This window comes from Pseudomonas sp. NFACC42-2 (assembly GCF_900116055.1).
Classification (GTDB): Bacteria; Pseudomonadota; Gammaproteobacteria; order Pseudomonadales; family Pseudomonadaceae; genus Aquipseudomonas; species Aquipseudomonas marginalis.
This window is the reverse complement of sequence record NZ_FOZO01000007.1, coordinates 125,109-143,521: the sequence shown is the minus strand read 5'-3', so window position 1 is coordinate 143,521 and position 18,413 is coordinate 125,109. Positions and strand designations below refer to the sequence as shown.

The following is an 18,413-nucleotide window of genomic DNA, read 5'->3' as shown; positions in this document are numbered from 1 at the left end:
CGGCCCAAGGCGGGGCGACTGGACAACGGCAGGCAGGGCAAGGCACGCAGCGCACAGCAGGGTTCGATCAACTGGCCGGGCACCTTGCTCGGCGGCCGGCCGCACTCCCGTGGAGACCTGCGCTACCACCTGCGCAGCCGCTCGGCCCATGAGTTGTGGCTGGTGATCGTGGATGCGTCGGCCTCCACGCGGCGGCATCGTGCATTAACCGATGCTAAGGGCTTGCTCGCCCAGCTGTTTGACGACGCCTACCGGCAACGGGCGCGCATGGCGTTGTTGACCGCCAGCGGCCAGGCACCGAAGTGGCAGGTACAGGGGTTGAAAGCAGCGAAAGGCCTGGCGGGCTGGCTGGATCAGCTGGGCGCCGGCGGTGGCACGCCGTTGCTGGCAGCGCTGACCGAGGCCGCGCATTGGCTGGTGGCGCGGCGCAAGCGTTATCCGGCCGAGCAGCAGCGTGTGCTGGTGATCACGGATGGGCGCCTCAAGGACATCGCCGGGTTGCCGTTATTGACGTGTGCGGGGTTGCTGGTGGATATCGAGCGCGGGCCGATCAGGCTGGGGCGGGCCCAGGAGCTGGCGGCGGGGTTGCAGTTGGATTATCGGCATATCGATGAGTTGTAGTGGCGGTACCACCGCCATCGTGGGCAAGCCCCCTCCCACATTTGATCGAGTACACCCATTTGGAATGCGGTCAGTGTGGGAGGGGGCTTGCCCACGATGAGGCCCTCACATACACCACACACTCTATCAGCCAGCCCCCGGCACATTCGGCCAAAGATCCGCCACCAGGAACAGCCGCTCGGCTTCCTCCCAATCCTCGCCGTTCTGCACCATGCGCACCAGCAGCTGCGCAGGCGCCATCGGATCAAGGTCTGCCAGCCAGGCCTGCATCTGTTCTTCGCTCCACACCTCATCCGCCGGGTAATGCGCCGGCGCCAGCCACGCATGCCGGGGCAATGGTTGCCAGCGGCCTGGCGCACTGGCGCTGACAAAATCCCGCCAGTCCCGCTGATGCAACCAGCGCCCGCGCAGATGCTGCGGGTGTGCGCCTTGGGGCGGTTCGGCCAGTCCAGGCCAGGGATAGAGCAAATACCCGCCGAGCCACAGGTGCGCATCAAACTGCTGAATATCCAGGGCCGCCAACACCTCGCGGCTTTCTGCCCGCGCCGAGATCGGCAGTTGATGCTGGGCCAAGTGCGCCAGCTTGCGGTCCAGCCGATCATGGCAGCCTGGGCCCAGCCACTGCGCGGTGTCCTGGCCGTTGCCGTCCTGCGGGCCCAGGTAGAGTTTGATCGCCAATTCCAGATGGTGCACGCCATCGCGGTCGCGCAGCAGCATGTCCAGCTCGCCCAGGGTGTGCCCGGCGCGGCGGATCGGCAGGTTGGCGGCGAGCAACTCCACCCCCGGCGCATGCTGCACGGCGAACTGCCACAGGCGTTCGTAGTACAGGCCCAGGCGCCGGGTGCGTGACAGGCTCAACCAGTGCTGCAAGGCACGGCTGTCCTGGTCGAGTGCGCGTAGCCAGTGTTCAAGACGGTCGGGCGCCTGCACCCAGTCACTGCCCGCCAGCGGGTGGCGCTGTGGCCACGGTGTCTGCGCGAGCATCGGTGGGGCAAGCATCACCCACGCCAGGTCGCGCACCTCGGGGTGGCGCAGCTGGCGGGGCAGGTTGTGCAAATCAGGGAACACAGTCATGGTCCGAGCATAGCCTTTTAACCGTTGCGCAGGGGGCTGAGAACCGTTGTCATCAAGGCTTCACGGCGACAAAGGATTTTGCCTGAGCCAGCCTTTCGCCCATAATCGTTTCTTTTTTGCCCCACCCCCAATCCCGCAGGAGCCCCATGGAGCAATTTCGCAATATCGGCATTATCGGTCGCCTGGGCAGTACCCAGGTGTTGGACACCGTCCGCCGGCTGAAAAAATTCCTGCTGGAACGCCACCTGCATGTGATCCTCGAAGACACCATCGCCGAAATCCTTCCCGGCCACGGCCTGCAAACCTCGTCGCGCAAGATGCTCGGCGAAGTCTGCGACATGGTCATCGTGGTCGGCGGCGATGGCAGCCTGCTCGGCGCGGCCCGGGCCCTGGCGCGGCATAACGTGCCGGTGCTGGGGATCAACCGTGGCAGCCTGGGGTTTCTCACCGATATCCGCCCCGATGAGCTGGAAGTCGAAGTGGCCAAGGTGCTCGACGGCCATTACCTGGTGGAAAACCGCTTCCTGCTGCAGGCCGAAGTGCGCCGCCACGGCGAAGCCATCGGCCAGGGCGATGCGCTCAATGACGTGGTGCTGCACCCGGGCAAGTCCACGCGGATGATCGAATTCGAGCTGTATATCGACGGCCAGTTCGTGTGCAGCCAGAAGGCCGACGGCCTGATCGTCGCCACGCCCACCGGCTCCACCGCCTACGCGCTGTCGGCCGGTGGCCCGATCATGCACCCCAAGCTCGATGCCATTGTGATCGTGCCGATGTACCCCCATATGTTGTCCAGCCGGCCGATTGTGGTCGATGGCAACAGTGAGCTGAAAATCGTGGTGTCCAAAGACATGCAGATCTACCCGCAAGTCTCCTGCGACGGGCAGAACCATTTCACCTGCGCCCCCGGTGACACCATCACCGTGAGCAAGAAGGCACAGAAGTTGCGCTTGATCCACCCGCTGGATCACAACTACTACGAAGTGTGCCGCACCAAGTTAGGCTGGGGCAGCCGCTTGGGGGGTGGAGGCGACTGATGCTCGATCCCGCGCGTAGCTACGACCTGATTGGTGACGTGCACGGTTGCGCTCATACCCTTGAGCACTTGCTCGACCAGATGGGTTACCACAAGCAGGGCGGCACCTGGCGCCATCCTTCGCGCATGGCGGTGTTCCTCGGCGATATCATCGACCGTGGCCCACGCATTCGCGAGGCGCTGCATATCGTCCACGACATGGCCGAGGCCGGCCAGGCGCTGTGCATCATGGGCAACCACGAGTTCAATGCCCTGGGTTGGGCCACACCGGCGCCGCCGGGCAGTGGCAGGCAGTTCGTGCGCGAGCACACCCCACGGCATGAGCGGCTGATCCACGAGACCCTGACCCAGTTCGAGCAGCACCCGGCCGACTGGCACGACTTCCTCGGCTGGTTCTACGACATGCCGCTGTTTGTCGATGCCGGGCGCTTCCGCGTGGTGCATGCATGCTGGGACGACGGCTTTATCCAGCCGCTGCGCGCGACGTTCCCGGATGGCTGCATCGACCAGCACTTCCTGCAGGCCGCCGCCGTGCCCGGCAGTTTTGCCTGCAACGCCTTCGACCGCCTGCTGCGCGGCACCGATATGCGCTTGCCGGACGGCCTGACGCTGACCGGTGGCGATGGCCTGACACGCTCGTTCTTCCGCACCAAGTTCTGGGAAGACGACCCTAAGACCTACGGCGACATCGTATTCCAGCCCGACGCACTGCCTGAGCCGGTGGCGCGCACGCCATTGTCGCCCCATGAAAAAAACTCCCTGCTGCGCTACGGCGCCGACGAACCCTTGCTGTTCGTCGGTCATTACTGGCGCAGCGGCAAACCGGCGCCGATCCGCCCGAACCTGGCGTGCCTGGACTACAGCGCAGTGCTGTACGGCAAGCTGGTGGCGTATCGGCTGGACCAGGAAACCCGCCTCGACCCGCGTAAGTTCGTATGGGTCGATGTCGAGCGGCCGGAGGTGCTCACATGAGCTCCTGCGTGCTGCAAACGCACTTTTGAGGAAACTCCATGGATGATTCGACGTTCGACCAACTGGAGGCCGCACTGTCCGCTGCTCCCGGTAACGTCGCGCTGCTGACCCTGCTGCTCGGTGCCAGTCTTGAGCGTGGCGAGCATGAGCGCGGGCTGAAGCTGTTGCCCGCCGACCTTGAGCAGTGGCCTGACGCCCCGGCGTTGAAGCTGGCGGCCGCCCAACTACTGCTGGCCGCCGGCCAGGCGCACAAGGCATTGCCTTTGATCGAAGGTGAAGACCCCGCCGCGCGCCTGCTCAAGGCCCGTACCCTGGCAGCGCTGGAGCGCCTTAAAGAGGCCCAGGTGGAATATCGCGCAGCGGTGGATGCCAACCCGGCCCTGGAAGATATGGCGTTGTGGCGCCGCTTGAACGTGTCGGTGGTGGACTTCCCAGGTGCCGAGGGCCGCCCGCGCTTGCGCGTGATCTCCAATGACGACACCGACCAGAGCGAAGTGGTGCGCCTGCTGGTGCCGGAAAAGGAAACCCTGACCTTCGACGATATCGGTGGCCTGGATGAGCTGAAAAAGACCATCCATAAAAAGATCATCCTGCCGTACCAGAAGCCGGGCCTGTTCCAGCGCTTTCGCAAGAAAGTCGGCGGCGGTGTGCTGTTGTACGGTCCGCCGGGTTGCGGCAAGACCATGCTGGCCCGCGCTACGGCGGGGGAGTGCAAGGCAACCTTCTTCAACGTGGCAATTTCCGATGTACTGGACATGTACATCGGCGAGTCCGAGCGCAAGTTGCACGCGTTGTTCGAACAGGCGCGGGCCCAGGCGCCGGCGGTGATGTTTTTTGACGAGGTCGAGGCGCTGGGTGGCAAGCGTGCCAATACCCGTGAGTCGACGTCGTCCAAGCTGGTGAGCCAGTTCCTCTCCGAAATGGATGGCTTCACCAATGACAACCATGGCGTGCTGATTCTCGCGGCGACCAACGTGCCATGGTCGGTGGATTCGGCGTTCCGTCGCCCTGGCCGTTTTGACCGGGTGTTGTTTGTGCCGCCACCGGACCGTCCGGCGCGGGAAAGCATGCTCAAGTCGATGATGAAAGGCCGCCCCATGGCTGACGACATCGACTTTGCCTTCCTGGCCAAGAACACCTCGGGGTTCTCCGGCGCCGACCTCAGCGAGCTGGTGGAGACTGCGGCTGACGAAGCGATTGAGGCCTCGATCGACAGTGGCACCGAGCAGTCCATCTGTGATCGGCATTTCAAGGCGGCGTTGAAAGAAGTGCGCGCCACGACCCTGGAATGGCTGACCACGGCGCGTAACTACGCGCGGTACGCCAATGAAGGCAACCAGTACGACGAAGTCCTGGCCTTCCTCGACAAACACGGGAAGGGCCGCTGATGGCGCAGTACGGTGGTTACCGCATCGAAGATGAACCGCGTCCGGGGGCCTTGGCCAAGTGGGCGGTTTCGCCGTTCTGGCCGCTGTTAGGCTTGATGCTTGGGGGGGCCTGGCTGGGCTTGCCGTGGTTTGTGTTCAACTCGATTGCCGTCGGCAGTCCGACGCGCGTGCGCGAGTGGATACTTGCGGGTGTGGCGCTGCTGGGCAGCCTGGTGATCGGGTTTGTACTGCTGCAACTGGTGGGCGCCGGTTATCTCCAGACCCAGGCGGAAATTCAATACGCCTTGCTGGTGCTGGTGGTGTGGAAACTCACCATTGGCTACCTGCTGTACATGCAGCAAAACGCGACCATCGAGATTTACCAGTATTACGGCGGCGAGTTGAGCCGCTTTGGTTTTCCCTTGGCGTTGATTGGTGGCTTCGTGCTGAAAGGCATGGTCGTCAAATGGCTGCCGTACACCCTGTGGTATCTGGTGGTGAGCTGATGAATACCGACTATCTGCTGCAACTGGCCTACCAACGCCTGCAGGCCGACCATAACGACGGCGCAATCGACGCGCTGCGCCAATTGCTCGCCAGCGACCCGCATTCGGCCGAAGCCCACGCCTTGCTGGCGATCTGCCTGATGAACATGCGCCGGGTGCATGCCGCCAAGCGTGAAGTGCAACTGGCCCTGGCCGCCGATGCACAACTGCCGTTGGCCCATTACGCGGCCGCGCAAGTCGCCATCGCCTTACGCAAGTTCAAGCTGGCGCAGGACCATGTGACCCAACTGCTGGATATGGAGCCGCTCAACCCGGTGAACTATCGTTGCCTGGCCGACCTGTATCAGTTGACCGGCCGTTTGGCACAGAGCCGCGAGCCGTTGGAAAAAGCCCTGGAACTGGGGCCGGACGATCCGGCCAACCTGGTGGCCATGGCGCAGTTCCATCGCGCCAGCAGCCATTGGGACCAGGCGTATCAATTCGCCCGCCAGGCTTTGCAGGCCGACCCTTCGAACGCGGCCGCGGTGGTGGTGCTTGGTCACCTGTTGCTGCGCGAAGGTGACATCAACGGCGCCCGCGACCACGCGATCTGGGCCCTGCAGGAAAACGCCACAAACGTCGCGGCGCTGCATTTGCTCACGGCCGTCAAGGCTCGCAGCAATGTGTTCCTCGGCACCTGGTGGCGCTTCAACAGTTGGATGAACGAGCGCAGCGCTACCCGCGCCATCATCCTGCTTTTGTTCATGTTTGTGGTCTACCGTGTAGTGGTCATTACCCTGACGGCCCAGGGCTATCCGCAAGTGGCCGAGATGGTCAACTGGGTGTGGCTGGCGTTTGCCGCCTACACCTTTGCCGCGCCGCAGATCTTCCGGCGCTTGCTCGACAAGGAGCTGGTACAGGTCAAGCTCTCCAAGGAATTCTGACGGGCCAGGCCCTGTCACCCATGTACTCGCTGAACCAGCGACCGTTATCAGAGGTTGTTCACATGTCGTCTTTTGCTGAAATGATCGAAAACATCACCCCGGACATCTACGCGAGCCTCAAGCTCGCCGTGGAAATCGGCAAGTGGTCCGATGGCCGCAAGCTCAGTGCCGAGCAGCGCGAACTGTCCCTGCAGGCCATGATCGCCTGGGAGATCCAGAACCTGCCGGAAGACCAGCGCACCGGCTACATGGGCACGCAGGAATGCCAGTCGAAATCGACCACCGTGCCGAACATCCTGTTCAAGTCGGATGCGATCCATTGATTGAAATTGGTCGCGGTGCAGTCAGCAAAATGTCGGCGCAACTTGGTGAGCCGACCGTTCAATACGCGTTTCGCCTGGGCGATACCGAGGTGCCGGTCAACCCCCTGATCGGCACCCATGTTCGCCTGGAATACCTCGGCGCCATTCATTGCAGCCATTGCGGCCGCAAGACCAAGACCAGCTTCAGCCAGGGCTATTGCTACCCGTGCATGACCAAGCTGGCCCAGTGTGACCTGTGCATCATGAGCCCCGAGCGCTGCCATTACGACGCCGGCACCTGCCGCGATCCGGGCTGGGGCGAGACTTTCTGCATGACCGACCACGTGGTGTACCTGGCCAACTCGTCGGGCATCAAGGTCGGCATCACCCGTGCCACCCAATTGCCGACGCGTTGGCTGGACCAGGGCGCCAGCCAGGCGCTGCCGATCATGCGCGTGGCGACGCGCCAGCAATCCGGGTTTGTCGAGGATGTATTGCGCAGCCAGGTGGCGGACAAAACCAACTGGCGTGCGTTGCTCAAGGGCGACGCGGCGGCGGTGGACCTCAAGCAGGTGCGCGACGAGTTGTTCGCCTCCTGCGCCGATGGCCTGCTGCAATTGCAGGAACGCTTTGGCCTGCAGGCTATCCAACCGGTAACCGACCTCGAACCGTTGGAAATCCGCTACCCGGTGGAGCAGTATCCAGCCAAGATCGTCAGCTTCAACCTGGACAAGAACCCGATTGCCGAAGGCACGCTGCTGGGGATCAAGGGCCAATACCTGATCTTCGACACCGGCGTGATCAATATTCGTAAGTACACGGCCTACCAGCTCGCCGTGCATCAGTAGAAGGATGCCACCCATGCGCACCGAACAACCGAAGATGATTTACCTGAAGGACTATCAGGCGCCGGACTACCTGATCGAAGAGACGCACCTGACCTTCGAGTTGTTCGAGGACCACAGCCTGGTCCACGCGCAGCTGGTGATGCGCCGTAACCCTGAGCGTGGCGCCGGCCTGCCGCCGCTGGTACTCGACGGCCAGCAACTGGAGTTGCTGACCGTCAACCTCGGCGACCAGGAACTGAGCGAGGCTGACTACCAGCTGACGGACAGCCACCTGACCCTGCATCCGACCCGCGAGACCTTCACGGTCGACACCAGCGTGCGCATCCACCCGGAAACCAACACCGCTCTGGAAGGCCTGTACAAATCCGGCAGCATGTTCTGCACCCAGTGCGAGGCCGAGGGCTTCCGCAAGATTACCTATTACCTCGACCGCCCGGACGTGATGAGCACCTTCACCACCACGGTGATCGCCGAGCAACACCGCTACCCGGTGCTGCTCTCCAACGGCAACCCGATTGCCAGCGGCCCCGGCGAAGACGGCCGCCACTGGGCGACCTGGGAAGACCCGTTCAAGAAACCCGCCTACCTGTTCGCGCTGGTGGCCGGTGACCTGTGGTGTGTCGAAGACAGTTTCACCACCATGACCCAGCGTGAAGTGGCACTGCGCATCTACGTCGAGCCGGAAAATATCGACAAGTGCCAGCACGCCATGACCAGCCTGAAAAAATCCATGCGCTGGGACGAAGAAACCTACGGCCGCGAGTATGACCTCGACATCTTCATGATCGTGGCGGTCAACGATTTCAACATGGGCGCCATGGAGAACAAGGGCCTCAATATCTTCAACTCCAGCGCCGTGCTGGCCCGCGCCGAAACCGCCACCGACGCCGCGCACCAGCGGGTCGAGGCGATCGTCGCCCATGAATACTTCCACAACTGGTCGGGCAATCGCGTGACCTGCCGCGACTGGTTCCAGCTGTCGCTGAAGGAAGGCTTTACCGTCTTCCGTGATTCGGGCTTCTCCGCCGACATGAACTCCGCCACGGTCAAGCGCATCCAGGACGTGGCCTACCTGCGTACCCACCAGTTCGCCGAAGACGCCGGCCCCATGGCCCATGCGGTGCGCCCCGACAGCTTTATCGAGATCTCCAACTTCTACACCTTGACCGTGTACGAAAAAGGCTCGGAAGTGGTCGGCATGATCCATACCTTGCTCGGTGCCGAAGGCTTCCGTAAAGGCAGTGACCTGTACTTCGAACGCCATGACGGCCAGGCCGTGACCTGCGACGACTTTATCAAGGCCATGGAAGACGCCAACGGCGCCGACCTCAGCCAGTTCAAACGCTGGTACAGCCAGGCCGGCACGCCACGTCTGGCGGTGAGCGAGTCCTACGACGCTGCGGCCAAGACCTACAGCCTGACCTTCCGCCAGAGCTGCCCGGAAACCCCGGATAAGGTCGAGAAACTGCCGTTCGTGATCCCGGTCGAACTGGGCCTGCTGGACGGGCAGGGCGCGGGCATTGCCTTGCGCCTGGCCGGTGAAGCCACGGCCGGCGCCACGTCCCGTGTGATCTCGGTGACCGAAGCCGAGCAAACCTTCACCTTCGTCGACATCGCCGAACAGCCGTTGCCGTCGCTGCTGCGTGGTTTCTCGGCACCGGTGAAACTGAGCTTCCCGTACAACCGCGACCAACTGATGTTCCTGATGCAGCATGACAGCGACGGCTTCAACCGCTGGGATGCGGGCCAGCAGCTGTCGGTGCAGGTGTTGCAGGAACTGATCGGCCAGCATCAGCAGGGCCAGGCGTTGCAGATGGACCAGCGCCTGATCACGGCCTTGCGCAGTGTGTTGAGCGACGAAAGCCTGGACCAGGCCATGGTTGCGGAAATGCTGTCGTTGCCGGGCGAAGCCTACCTGACGGAAATCAGCGACGTCGCGGACGTGGATGCCATCCACGCCGCGCGTGAGTTTGCGCGCAGGCAACTGGCTGACAACCTGCATGAACCGCTGTGGTTGCGTTACCAGGCCAACCGCGAACTGTCCAAGCAGACGCCTTATGTGGCGGCGGCCGAGCACTTCGCCCGGCGTGCCTTGCAGAACATCGCGCTGTCGTACCTGATGCTCAGCGGCAAGCCCGAAGTGCTGGCGGCGACCCTTGAGCAGTTCGACACCAGCGACAATATGACCGAGCGCCTTACCGCGTTGGCGGTGCTGGTGAACTCGCCGTTCGAAGCGGAGAAGGCCCAGGCGCTGGCGGTATTTGCCGAGAACTTCAAGGACAACCCGTTGGTCATGGACCAGTGGTTCAGCGTGCAGGCCGGCAGCCCGTTGCCGGGCGGGCTGGAGCGGGTCAAGGCGTTGATGGAGCACCCGGCGTTCACGCTCAAGAACCCGAACAAGGTGCGTGCACTGATCGGCGCGTTTGCCGGGCAGAACCTGATCAACTTCCACGCCGCCGACGGTTCGGGCTATCGCTTCCTGGCGGACCTGGTGATCCAGTTGAATGCGTTCAACCCGCAGATCGCTTCGCGCCAGCTGGCGCCGCTGACCCGCTGGCGTAAATACGACAGCGCGCGCCAGGCGTTGATGAAGGCGGAACTTGAGCGCATTCGTGGGTCGGGTGAGTTGTCCAGCGATGTGTTCGAGGTGGTGAGCAAGAGTCTTGCTTAAATAAACCGCTTCGGTAAAAAAAACGGCCTGTTCAGGCCGTTTTTTTGCCTCGGAGCTTCGTTCAAGGAGCGCTTTTTTGCTGCTGACGTTTCCTGGCAGAAGGCTCTGCTAAGCTGCGGCACTTTTCCTTATTCGGTGGGATCAACGTGTCGCGTACCACTCGTTTACTGACGTTGTTGCAGGCCCTGCGAGGCAAGAAGCGCCCGGTGACCGCCGCCGTGCTGGCGGCGCAATTGGAGGTGTCCGAGCGTACGCTGTACCGCGACATTGCCGAGTTGACCGCCCTGGGCGCGCCGATTTTCGGCGAGGCCGGGGTAGGGTACGTGCTGCGCAGCGGCCTGTTTTTGCCGCCCTTGATGCTCAACGCCGAAGAAACCGAAGCGATCGTGCTGGGCTTGCGTTATGTGGACCAGCGCGGCGATGACGTGCTCAGCCGTGCCGCCGCCAACGCCTTGGCGAAAATCGCCGATGTGCTCGACCCGGCGGCGCAGGAAGCCCTGCGCAACCCGACGTTGCTGCCCGGCCCGCCAGGGTTTGGCTACCCGGAAAACCGCGTGCCGCTGGATGTATTTCGCGAAGCGATTCGGCATCAGGACAAGCTGCATATCGACTACGCCGATGCCAGCCAGACCCAGAGTCAACGCCTGATCTGGCCCCTGGCCCTGGGGTTTCTCAATGAAGTGCGGGTGATCGTGGCGTGGTGTGAGCTGCGCGGCGCCTATCGCACCTTTCGCACCGACCGCGTGGCGAGTGCCGAGGTCGTCGGCGAACGTTATCCGGGGCGGCGCAGCGACTGGCTGCGGGCCTGGCGCAAACTGATGGAGCAGAATGAATCCGGGCCCTTCACTCCTGACAAAAACTGACACACCCCTGGCTTAGCATGCTGCTACAACCACCTGAAAAGGAGCTTTGCCATGTCCCAGCCTGAATTGGCCCCCGCCATCGCCGCCTATATCGCGGCGACCAATACCCGCGACACCTCGGTCATTGCCCAGTGTTTTGCCGACGATGCCAATGTGTTCGATGAAGGCCAGCATCAGGTGGGCACTGCCGCCATTGCACGCTGGATGGAAGACACCGGGCGCCGCTACCAGCCGCGTGTCGAGGTGCTCAAGGTGCAGCACCGTACCGGCAAGGTGCTGGTCAGCAATGTGGTCTCCGGCAATTTTCCCGGCAGCCCGCTGGAGTTGCGCTACACCTTTCGCCTGGACGCGCAGGGCAAGATTTCACGGCTGGACATCTCCCTGTAGGTCATAATCGCGGGCATGACTTTCGACTCGCCCCTCGCTGCTTACCAACACGCCATTACCCAACAGGGTTTCGTTGCCGACGATGCCCAGCGCCGGGCGGTGGATGCCCTGCAAGCCTGCCATGCGGCCTTGCATCAAGGCCGGTCTCCCGTGACTGGCGTTTACCTGTGGGGGCCGGTGGGCCGCGGCAAGACCTGGTTGATGGATCAGTTCTACCAAAGCCTGCGGGTGCCCGCACGGCGTCAGCATTTTCACCACTTCATGGGCTGGGTGCATCAGCGTCTGTTCCAGCTCACCGGCACCCATGACCCGTTGCAGGCCCTGGCGCGGGAGCTGAGCCGGGAGGTGCGGGTGTTGTGTTTCGACGAGCTGTTCGTCAATGACATCGGTGACGCGATCATCCTCGGCCGGCTGTTCCAGGTCATGTTCGAGGAAGGTGTGGTGATGGTCTGCACCTCCAATCAACCACCGGCCCAGCTGTATGCCGATGGCTTCAATCGGGAGCGCTTCCTGCCGGGCATTGCGGCGATTGAGCTGCATATGCACGTGGTGGCGGTCGACGGTGGCGAGGATCATCGCTTGCATCCAGGTGTGGGCCGGCAGCGCTATTGGGTGAACCAGCCTGAAGCGCTGGCGAACGTGTTCGCACAATTGGCCGAAGGCCAGGCGGTGAGTCGTGGTCCGGTCACCGTCGGCCATCGTTCCATCGTGTGCGTGCAGGCCAGTGACAGCGTGCTGTGGTGCCGCTATGCCGACCTCTGCGAACAACCCCTGGCGGCAATGGATTTCATCCTGCTGTGCGACCGCTTCAAGGCGATCCTGCTGGGGGAGGTGCCCAACCTGAGTGCGCAACAGCGCCCAGGCCGGATTGCCCGCGGCACCGAGGATGGGGTCGAGCGCGTGGTGGCCGGTGATCGCGAGTTACCGCAGTTGTCGGTGCACGACGACAGTGTGCGTCGCTTCGTCGCCCTGGTGGACGAGTGCTACGACCGTAAGGTGCCGTTGTTCATCGACGCCCAAGTGCCGCTGGAGCGCCTGTATACCGAGGGTTACCTGGCGTTTCCTTTCCGTCGCACCTTGAGCCGCTTGCAAGAAATGCAGCTGCAGCGCTTCGGCTGAGGCCTGTACGAAAAAAGCCCTGAATGGGCACTTTGGGGTTTTTTAATGCCAAAGCCTTCGCGCTTTCGGGCGCACATTTGTAGTTAATCTCCTTCATCTGGTGCTGACTCCACGCTTACAATCGTGCCCCTCAAAGGGAACCGGTTCCCTTGTAGTCGTGATCGAGGACGGAAATGGACACCCCAGATATCCTGGTGCTGCAAGCCAGCTACACCAATCCTGTACATGCCGAAGCCATTGCCAAGGTGCTTAACCATTACGCCGAAGACCCCATGGGCGGCGGCCATAGCCTGCCCGCCGACCTGCTGGAGCAACTGCCGGCCGAGTTGGCCAAGCGCCCCCATGCGTTCAGTGTGCTGGCGTTTGTCGGCGGTGAGCCGGCGGGGCTGGTGAATTGCTTTGAAGGGTTTTCCACCTTTGCCTGCCGCCCCTTGGTCAACGTTCACGACGTGGTGGTGATGAATGAGTTTCGCGGCTTGGGGCTGAGCCAGAAAATGCTGCTGAAGGTCGAGGACATCGCCCGCCAGCGTGGTTGCTGCAAGATCACCCTGGAGGTGCTGGAAGGTAATGCCGTCGCCCAGTCGGCGTATCGCAAGTTTGGTTTTGATGATGCGAAGTTTGATCCGGCCCATGGGCGTATGTTGTTCTGGAACAAGCCGCTTTAATAAATAATCGGCGAAAAAAAGGGCGCCAGCAGAGGGCGCCCAATAAACCTTTGCCAACGGAGCGGTATGGCCGAGGGTGTTGCGGATTAACTAACGATTAACTTAACTCTTGGGCTGTTCCTGTTCGGTCGTGTTGGTGTTCGGTGTCTTGCCGTCGGCGGACGCCGTTTGTTCAGTCGTGCCGTGAAGCGTCTGTTGCGTGAAGGTGAAGTTGTTGTAGAACTCCTTCGAGCGCTCCGAGCCGCCTTCGGCAAACGCGGCGGCGGAGCCCAGGGTCATCAAGCTGGCAAGCATCAAGGTCGAGAGTTTCATCTGTGTTTACTCATTAAGTGTGATCGGTTATCTGCTCTGTCCTTGATCAGAATCGTGGGGCGATTCTGGTGCGATCTTATTAAGTGGGAATTAACGCGAGAAACATCCGAAGTTAACAATATCGTTAACTTCGGATGGCCGGCTTTAAAGCTTCCAGTCCAAGGCCAGCGTAATGGCGCGTGGGTCGCCCCAATACACGCCGTTATAAAAGCCAACGCGCTCGTAATACTTTTTATCGAATAGGTTGTTGACGTTAAGCGACGCTGAGACGTGCTCGTCGAATTGATAGCGGGACATCAGGTTGACCACCGTGTATGCCTGTTGTGTGATCTTCGCCCGTTCGGTCACCAGTGTGTTGCCGACGCGTACCCCTGTAGGTCGATTGCTCCAATCGTAAATGTCGCTCTGCCAGTTCACCGCGCCGCCGACCGTGAGGTTGCGCCACGCCCCCGGCAACCGGTAGGCGCTGGAGACTTTCAGCAGGTTCAGCGGCTGCCCGGTGTTGTTGCGTTTACCCGAGCCGTTGACCGAATGGGTGTAGGTGTAGCCGGCCGTCAGGTTCCAATCGGGCATGATTTCCCCGGCAGCTTCCAATTCGAAGCCGTTGACCTTGTTACCTTTGCCGCCGGACTTGTAGTACTCCTCGCCGGTGATGGGGTTTGGTGGTACCGAATCGTCCCGCTCGGCGACGTTGTCCTGGGTGCTCCAGAAATACGCCGCCGCCAGGTTCAGGCGCTCCTCCAGCACGCTGCCCTTGAGGCCCACCTCGTAGTTGCTGCCGACCACGGGCTCCAGGTACTTCATGTTGGCATCGCGCAGGCTCTGGGGTTTGAAAATGTCGGTATAGCTCGCGTAGACCGTGTACTCCGGCGTCAGGTCGTAGAGCAGGCCCGCGTAGGGCGTCCACATATCATTGTGGGTCTGGCTGGTTTTGCCGGCGGCGGTAAGCTGGTCGTTGGCATCGTATTGCGGGGCGGCGCTTTTCAGTTCCCAACTGCCATAGCGACTGCCCAGCACCGCATGCAAGCGGTCGGTAAGGCTCAGTCGCGTGGCCAGGTAGCCGGCCTTTTGTTGCTTGCTGCTGTGTTCGCCCTTGAGGTCGGTGACGGTGTCGCCGAACTTGGCGATCCCGCCCATGTATTTCCAGTCTTCGATGGTGTAATAGCCGGCGGGTATGTTGCTGCGCATCACGGGGGAGACGTCCCGCTGCGTGGCCTCGCCATAGCCCATCATCAGTGCATGTTCGCGGCCCAGCAGTGCATAGCTGCCGGCGAGGTTGAGGTCGACGGCCTCCATTCTCGATGTGCCGCGCATGTGGCTGGCCCAGGCGGTCATGCCGCTGCGGTCATCGTTCGGGAAGCCTGCGCCGCCGTAGTACACCTTGCCATCCGTATCGCTCTGGCGATGAGTGTAGGCGGCCTTCACGTGCCAGTCGCCGCCCAGCCGATGGTCGAGGGTCGCGAAGGTGGTCTTGTCCGTCAGCGGCCAGGAACTCCAGTGCGCCGCCATATTGGTGGAGCGCGACAGCCCGGCCTTGCCGCCCTCGCTGTTCCAGTACGGCACGGTGCCCCAGGAGGTGCCCTGGACCTGCTTGTTCTGGTAATCGAAACCTACGGCCAGCACGGTATCGTCGGAAAGATCGCCTTCCAGGATGCCGTAGCCGACCGCCCGCTGCAGGCCATAGTTGTCGCGGAACGATTGGCTGTCACGGTAGGCCAGCACCGTGCGCCCGCGCAGCTTGCCGTCGAACGCCAGCGGGCCGCCCACGTCCACGTAGCTGTAATAGTTGTCATGGCTGCCGGCGCTGACGCCGGTTTTCGCCTGCCATTGGGCCGTCGGGCGCTTGCGCACCATATTGATGGTGGCCGAGGGGTCGCCGGCGCCGGTGGTCAAGCCCGTGGCACCGCGTACCACCTCGATGTGGTCATAGATGATGGTATCGGCGTCGGACTTCATGTAGCCGAAGGTATTGAGCATCCCGTCAATCTGGAAGTTGGTGATGCCGTAGCCGCGGGAGGAATAGGACACGCGGTCGGAGTCGTTGTGCTGGACGTTGATCCCGGTGGTCTGGCGCAGCACGTCGGTCAACGTGTTGAGATTGAAATCATCCATCTGCTGGCGAGTGATCACCGAGATCGATTGTGGGGTTTCCTTGACCGACAGGTTCAGGCGGGTGGCGGTGCTCATCGAGCCGGTGGTGTAGGCGCCGGTGTGTTCGGTGGTGGCGCCCAGGCCTTCGGCGGAGATGTTGGTCGCGCCGAGTTCGAGCGGAGTGTGTTCGGGGTCGGTTTCAGCCAGCAGGTCCGGGCTTAGGGCGGCGCCGCACAGGCCGAGGGTGAGGGTCATGGAGCGGGTAAAAGGCGCGAACATCGCGGAAGACTCCTTGTCGTCTTTGCGGCCACCCCGGAAAGGGAAGGCCTTGGCTCAAAGACGAAAGGAGCGGGGGAACTTTAGGGCTAAACGAGAATGATTGTTATCTTTCTGTTGCAGAACCTAGTTTTCCTGGAGGACCACATCGGTCGGATTAACCTTCTTGGGCTTGATCAGGCTGAAGTCAATCAAGGCCTTTTGCGGGCGCATGTAGGGGTTGCCGATCATCAGCGGGCGCGGCGTGAAGCTGTCGCTCACGACGCTCTTGCTGCGGTCCAGTTCGTTGAAACTCAGCCCGGCGAGGTCGGCCCAGGTGTGGATCAATTGCGAGCTGCTGTAAGGGCGTTGCAAGTCGCCGGCAAACTTCCAGTCGTGGGTTTCGCGCCATTTCGGCGAGGCATAGGCCATGAACGGAATGGTGTACATCGGCGCCGTCGGTTTGCCTTCGTTACGTCCCAGGGTGGCGTGGCCAGCGGAATCGAATACGTCTTCGCCATGGTCCGACAGGTACAGCAAAAAGCCGTTGGGATCGGTCTTGGCGTAGTCCTTGATCAGGCTCGACACCACGAAATCGTTGTACAGCACCGCGTTGTCGTAGCTGTTGTAGATGGGCAGTTGATCGTCACTGATCCCGGCAGGCACGCCCTGGCGGTCGGTGAATTTGTCGAAGGTCGGTGGGTAGCGGTACTGGTAGCTCATGTGGGTGCCGAGCAGGTGCACCACGATGAACTTGCGCTCGGCCGGGTCGGCCAGGGCCTTGGAGAATGGCTCCAGTACATCGCCGTCGTATTGGCGGGCGTTCTGGTTGCGGTTGTTGTTCAGGTACACCTGCTCGTCGGCCTGTTCGGAAAAGGTCGTGAGCATGGTGTTGCGTTTGGTCATGGTCTGCTGGTTGGTGATCCAGTAGGTCTTGTACCCGGCCTGTTTCATCACGCTGACGATCGACGGTGTCTTGAGGTAGAGATCGGGGTTCTCCTCGTCGGCGAACGTCAGTACCTGTTGCAGGGCTTCGATGGTATAGGGGCGCGGGGTGATGACATTGTCGAACACCGCCAGTTGGTCGCGCAGCTTGTCCAGTTCCGGCGTGGTGTTGCGCGGATAGCCGTAGAGACTCATGCGTTGACGGTTGGTGGACTCGCCGATCACCAGCACCAGGGTCGACGGCTGGCCGGCCATGGTGTCCTTGAGGTTGGTCAAGGGGGGGATCTGGCTGGCGCTGTCGAGCATGCCTTGCATGTTGTCCAGTTGTTCGGTGTAGCGGCGGTAGGCAACGATCATCTGCCAGGGCACGGCCGGTTCGATGCGCGACTCGAAGCGGTCGATGGCGTCGTCCAGGGTGTCGCTGCGGGCTATCTGCTTGACCAGCGGGTAACCGATGATCGCCACCAGGATCGCCGTTGCCGCCACCAGGGCCTGGCCGCGCGGCAAATACACCGGGCGTACCCGGGTCCACAGGAAAATAGCCACGGCGGTGTGGGCAATGAACGCCAGCACGATCCACCAGGCGAAGTATTGTGTGGCGTACTCGCCGGCTTCGGAGATGTTCGACTCGAACATGATGAAGATGACGCTTTGGGAAAATTCCTGCTGGTAGATGAAGAAATAACCCAGGCTGGCCATGGAACAGGCCCACAGCACCACGCCGATCACGGCGGCCAGCAGGCGCGTACGGCGAGGGAATACCAGCAGGGGCGCGAGCCATATCGCGCTCATGAAGAAGGCTTGGCGAAAACCACTGAAGCCGGAAGTGCCGCTGAGTTGGATCAGCAGTTGGGTAATGCCGGAGAAGTACCAGAAAAACACGAATAGCCAGGCAAGACCGGCCCAATCAAAGCCTTTCGCAGACTTGCTGCTGCGTTCGAACATCGCCATCCAGCGCTCCAACCCGGTAATTTTTCAGTCGACGCGCAGGGCTGCACGCAACAGAGGCCACCCTTGCATGGGATGGCCCTTGGGGGCGCGAGTATCGGGAAGGGCATGTGAAAACTTTGTGAGATTTATGTAGCCGTTATCTTACAAAGTGATGACGGGCTCAGCAGAGTGCGGGCTGCGCACCGGAAGGCTGGTCCAGCTGGGCTTGAATGATATGAGCACGCAGGCGCATGACCTCAAGCTGCAACTGATCGCGTTCGTCTTTCAACTGGCGCAATTCATCGCGACGGAGTGTGACGTAGAGGGTCTGTGGAGGACGGGTCATCTGTGCTGTGCTCATTGCTTGCCTCGCAAATAGCCGGTGTGTCGCGGTGTGCCAGAACGCTTGAGTCGAGGTTCTCGGCAACAGTCGGAAGCAATTCTGAATTCTTTTTCACTTCAATGGAACTTTTTTATTTTTGGTGGTCGTGTGACTTTCGGAGGCGTGATGGTGAAACGATGGCAA

General features: G+C 61.7%; 18 protein-coding genes. 13 read left to right on the top strand and 5 right to left on the bottom strand.

The genetic code is table 11. The features are described from left to right. Positions 1-18: 18 nt before the first annotated feature. Positions 19-621 (top strand): vWA domain-containing protein, encoded by a 603-nt coding sequence (locus BM416_RS15690; protein ID WP_092488722.1) that lies wholly within the window; start codon positions 19-21, stop codon positions 619-621. Positions 622-747: 126 nt separating this feature from the next. Here the strand turns inward: BM416_RS15690 and BM416_RS15685 are convergent, their stop codons facing one another. Next, entirely contained in the window at positions 748-1,695 is a 948-nt protein-coding gene (locus BM416_RS15685; RefSeq protein ID WP_092488649.1) for a DUF1853 family protein, read from the bottom strand. A 146-nt stretch (positions 1,696-1,841) separates the two neighbouring features. On the opposite strand from BM416_RS15685, the gene BM416_RS15680 reads away from it, so the two are divergent. The 12 genes from BM416_RS15680 (at position 1,842) to BM416_RS15625 (ending at position 13,354) form a co-directional block, all read left to right on the top strand. Further along, the gene (locus tag BM416_RS15680; RefSeq protein WP_003217892.1) at positions 1,842-2,732 is read left to right on the top strand and encodes an NAD(+) kinase; all 891 of its coding nucleotides are present in this window, start codon (positions 1,842-1,844) and stop codon (positions 2,730-2,732) included. Next, positions 2,729-3,703: a metallophosphoesterase gene (locus BM416_RS15675; RefSeq protein ID WP_175539072.1), complete on the top strand. Its 975-nt coding sequence runs from the start codon at positions 2,729-2,731 to the stop codon at positions 3,701-3,703. Before BM416_RS15680 ends, BM416_RS15675 begins: the two co-directional genes overlap by 4 nt. 38 nt (positions 3,704-3,741) lie before the next feature. Further along, positions 3,742-5,091, top strand: a complete 1,350-nt coding sequence (locus BM416_RS15670; RefSeq protein ID WP_027606468.1) for an ATP-binding protein — start codon at positions 3,742-3,744, stop codon at positions 5,089-5,091. Then, positions 5,091-5,576 (top strand): hypothetical protein, encoded by a 486-nt coding sequence (locus tag BM416_RS15665; protein WP_092357813.1) that lies wholly within the window; start codon positions 5,091-5,093, stop codon positions 5,574-5,576. Before BM416_RS15670 ends, BM416_RS15665 begins: the two co-directional genes overlap by 1 nt. Further along, positions 5,576-6,499, top strand: a complete 924-nt coding sequence (locus BM416_RS15660) for a tetratricopeptide repeat protein (protein WP_027606466.1) — start codon at positions 5,576-5,578, stop codon at positions 6,497-6,499. The genes BM416_RS15665 and BM416_RS15660 overlap by 1 nt, the downstream gene beginning before the upstream one ends. Before the next feature lie 62 nt (positions 6,500-6,561). Continuing rightward, on the top strand, positions 6,562-6,822 hold the full coding sequence (locus BM416_RS15655; RefSeq protein ID WP_092488647.1) for a YeaC family protein: 261 nt from the start codon (positions 6,562-6,564) through the stop codon (positions 6,820-6,822). Then, a complete protein-coding gene (locus tag BM416_RS15650) occupies positions 6,819-7,649 on the top strand; it encodes a DUF2797 domain-containing protein (RefSeq protein ID WP_065941225.1) in 831 nt (276 codons plus the stop codon). Before BM416_RS15655 ends, BM416_RS15650 begins: the two co-directional genes overlap by 4 nt. Before the next feature lie 13 nt (positions 7,650-7,662). Continuing rightward, on the top strand, positions 7,663-10,320 hold the full coding sequence (gene pepN, locus BM416_RS15645; RefSeq protein ID WP_092488646.1) for an aminopeptidase N: 2,658 nt from the start codon (positions 7,663-7,665) through the stop codon (positions 10,318-10,320). A gap of 146 nt (positions 10,321-10,466) precedes the next feature. Continuing rightward, positions 10,467-11,183, top strand: a complete 717-nt coding sequence (locus tag BM416_RS15640) for a helix-turn-helix transcriptional regulator (RefSeq protein WP_065927895.1) — start codon at positions 10,467-10,469, stop codon at positions 11,181-11,183. A 51-nt stretch (positions 11,184-11,234) separates the two neighbouring features. Then, positions 11,235-11,570: a nuclear transport factor 2 family protein gene (locus tag BM416_RS15635; protein WP_065927894.1), complete on the top strand. Its 336-nt coding sequence runs from the start codon at positions 11,235-11,237 to the stop codon at positions 11,568-11,570. 15 nt (positions 11,571-11,585) lie between these two features. Continuing rightward, entirely contained in the window at positions 11,586-12,689 is a 1,104-nt protein-coding gene (gene zapE, locus BM416_RS15630; protein WP_092488645.1) for a cell division protein ZapE, read from the top strand. A 173-nt stretch (positions 12,690-12,862) separates the two neighbouring features. Beyond that, complete coding sequence (locus BM416_RS15625) at positions 12,863-13,354, top strand: GNAT family N-acetyltransferase (protein ID WP_027606459.1); 492 nt, start codon at positions 12,863-12,865, stop codon at positions 13,352-13,354. Positions 13,355-13,456: 102 nt separating this feature from the next. Here BM416_RS15625 and BM416_RS15620 read toward each other — a convergent pair whose 3' ends face one another. The 4 genes from BM416_RS15620 to BM416_RS30575 form a co-directional block, all read right to left on the bottom strand. Then, complete coding sequence (locus BM416_RS15620) at positions 13,457-13,666, bottom strand: hypothetical protein (RefSeq protein ID WP_092488644.1); 210 nt, start codon at positions 13,664-13,666, stop codon at positions 13,457-13,459. Positions 13,667-13,810: 144 nt separating this feature from the next. Continuing rightward, entirely contained in the window at positions 13,811-16,036 is a 2,226-nt protein-coding gene (locus BM416_RS15615; RefSeq protein ID WP_092488643.1) for a TonB-dependent siderophore receptor, read from the bottom strand. Positions 16,037-16,159: 123 nt separating this feature from the next. Continuing rightward, positions 16,160-17,908 carry a phosphoethanolamine transferase CptA gene (locus BM416_RS15610; RefSeq protein ID WP_092488642.1) on the bottom strand — a complete coding sequence of 583 codons (1,749 nt, stop codon included), beginning with the start codon at positions 17,906-17,908 and terminating at the stop codon, positions 16,160-16,162. Positions 17,909-18,068: 160 nt separating this feature from the next. After that, the gene (locus tag BM416_RS30575) at positions 18,069-18,248 is read right to left on the bottom strand and encodes a DUF6026 family protein (protein WP_256097793.1); all 180 of its coding nucleotides are present in this window, start codon (positions 18,246-18,248) and stop codon (positions 18,069-18,071) included. Positions 18,249-18,413 lie beyond the last annotated feature (165 nt).

Coding starts and splice junctions, on each gene's coding strand:
- BM416_RS15635 (WP_065927894.1), top strand. CDS start 11,235: ATGTCCCAGCCTGAATTGGCCCCCGCCATCGCCGCCTATATCGCGGCG.
- pepN (WP_092488646.1), top strand. CDS start 7,663: ATGCGCACCGAACAACCGAAGATGATTTACCTGAAGGACTATCAGGCG.
- BM416_RS15615 (WP_092488643.1), bottom strand. CDS start 16,036: ATGTTCGCGCCTTTTACCCGCTCCATGACCCTCACCCTCGGCCTGTGC.
- BM416_RS15620 (WP_092488644.1), bottom strand. CDS start 13,666: ATGAAACTCTCGACCTTGATGCTTGCCAGCTTGATGACCCTGGGCTCC.
- BM416_RS30575 (WP_256097793.1), bottom strand. CDS start 18,248: ATGAGCACAGCACAGATGACCCGTCCTCCACAGACCCTCTACGTCACA.
- BM416_RS15665 (WP_092357813.1), top strand. CDS start 5,091: ATGGCGCAGTACGGTGGTTACCGCATCGAAGATGAACCGCGTCCGGGG.
- BM416_RS15680 (WP_003217892.1), top strand. CDS start 1,842: ATGGAGCAATTTCGCAATATCGGCATTATCGGTCGCCTGGGCAGTACC.
- BM416_RS15625 (WP_027606459.1), top strand. CDS start 12,863: ATGGACACCCCAGATATCCTGGTGCTGCAAGCCAGCTACACCAATCCT.
- BM416_RS15685 (WP_092488649.1), bottom strand. CDS start 1,695: ATGACTGTGTTCCCTGATTTGCACAACCTGCCCCGCCAGCTGCGCCAC.
- BM416_RS15655 (WP_092488647.1), top strand. CDS start 6,562: ATGTCGTCTTTTGCTGAAATGATCGAAAACATCACCCCGGACATCTAC.
- BM416_RS15660 (WP_027606466.1), top strand. CDS start 5,576: ATGAATACCGACTATCTGCTGCAACTGGCCTACCAACGCCTGCAGGCC.
- zapE (WP_092488645.1), top strand. CDS start 11,586: ATGACTTTCGACTCGCCCCTCGCTGCTTACCAACACGCCATTACCCAA.
- BM416_RS15610 (WP_092488642.1), bottom strand. CDS start 17,908: ATGGCGATGTTCGAACGCAGCAGCAAGTCTGCGAAAGGCTTTGATTGG.
- BM416_RS15670 (WP_027606468.1), top strand. CDS start 3,742: ATGGATGATTCGACGTTCGACCAACTGGAGGCCGCACTGTCCGCTGCT.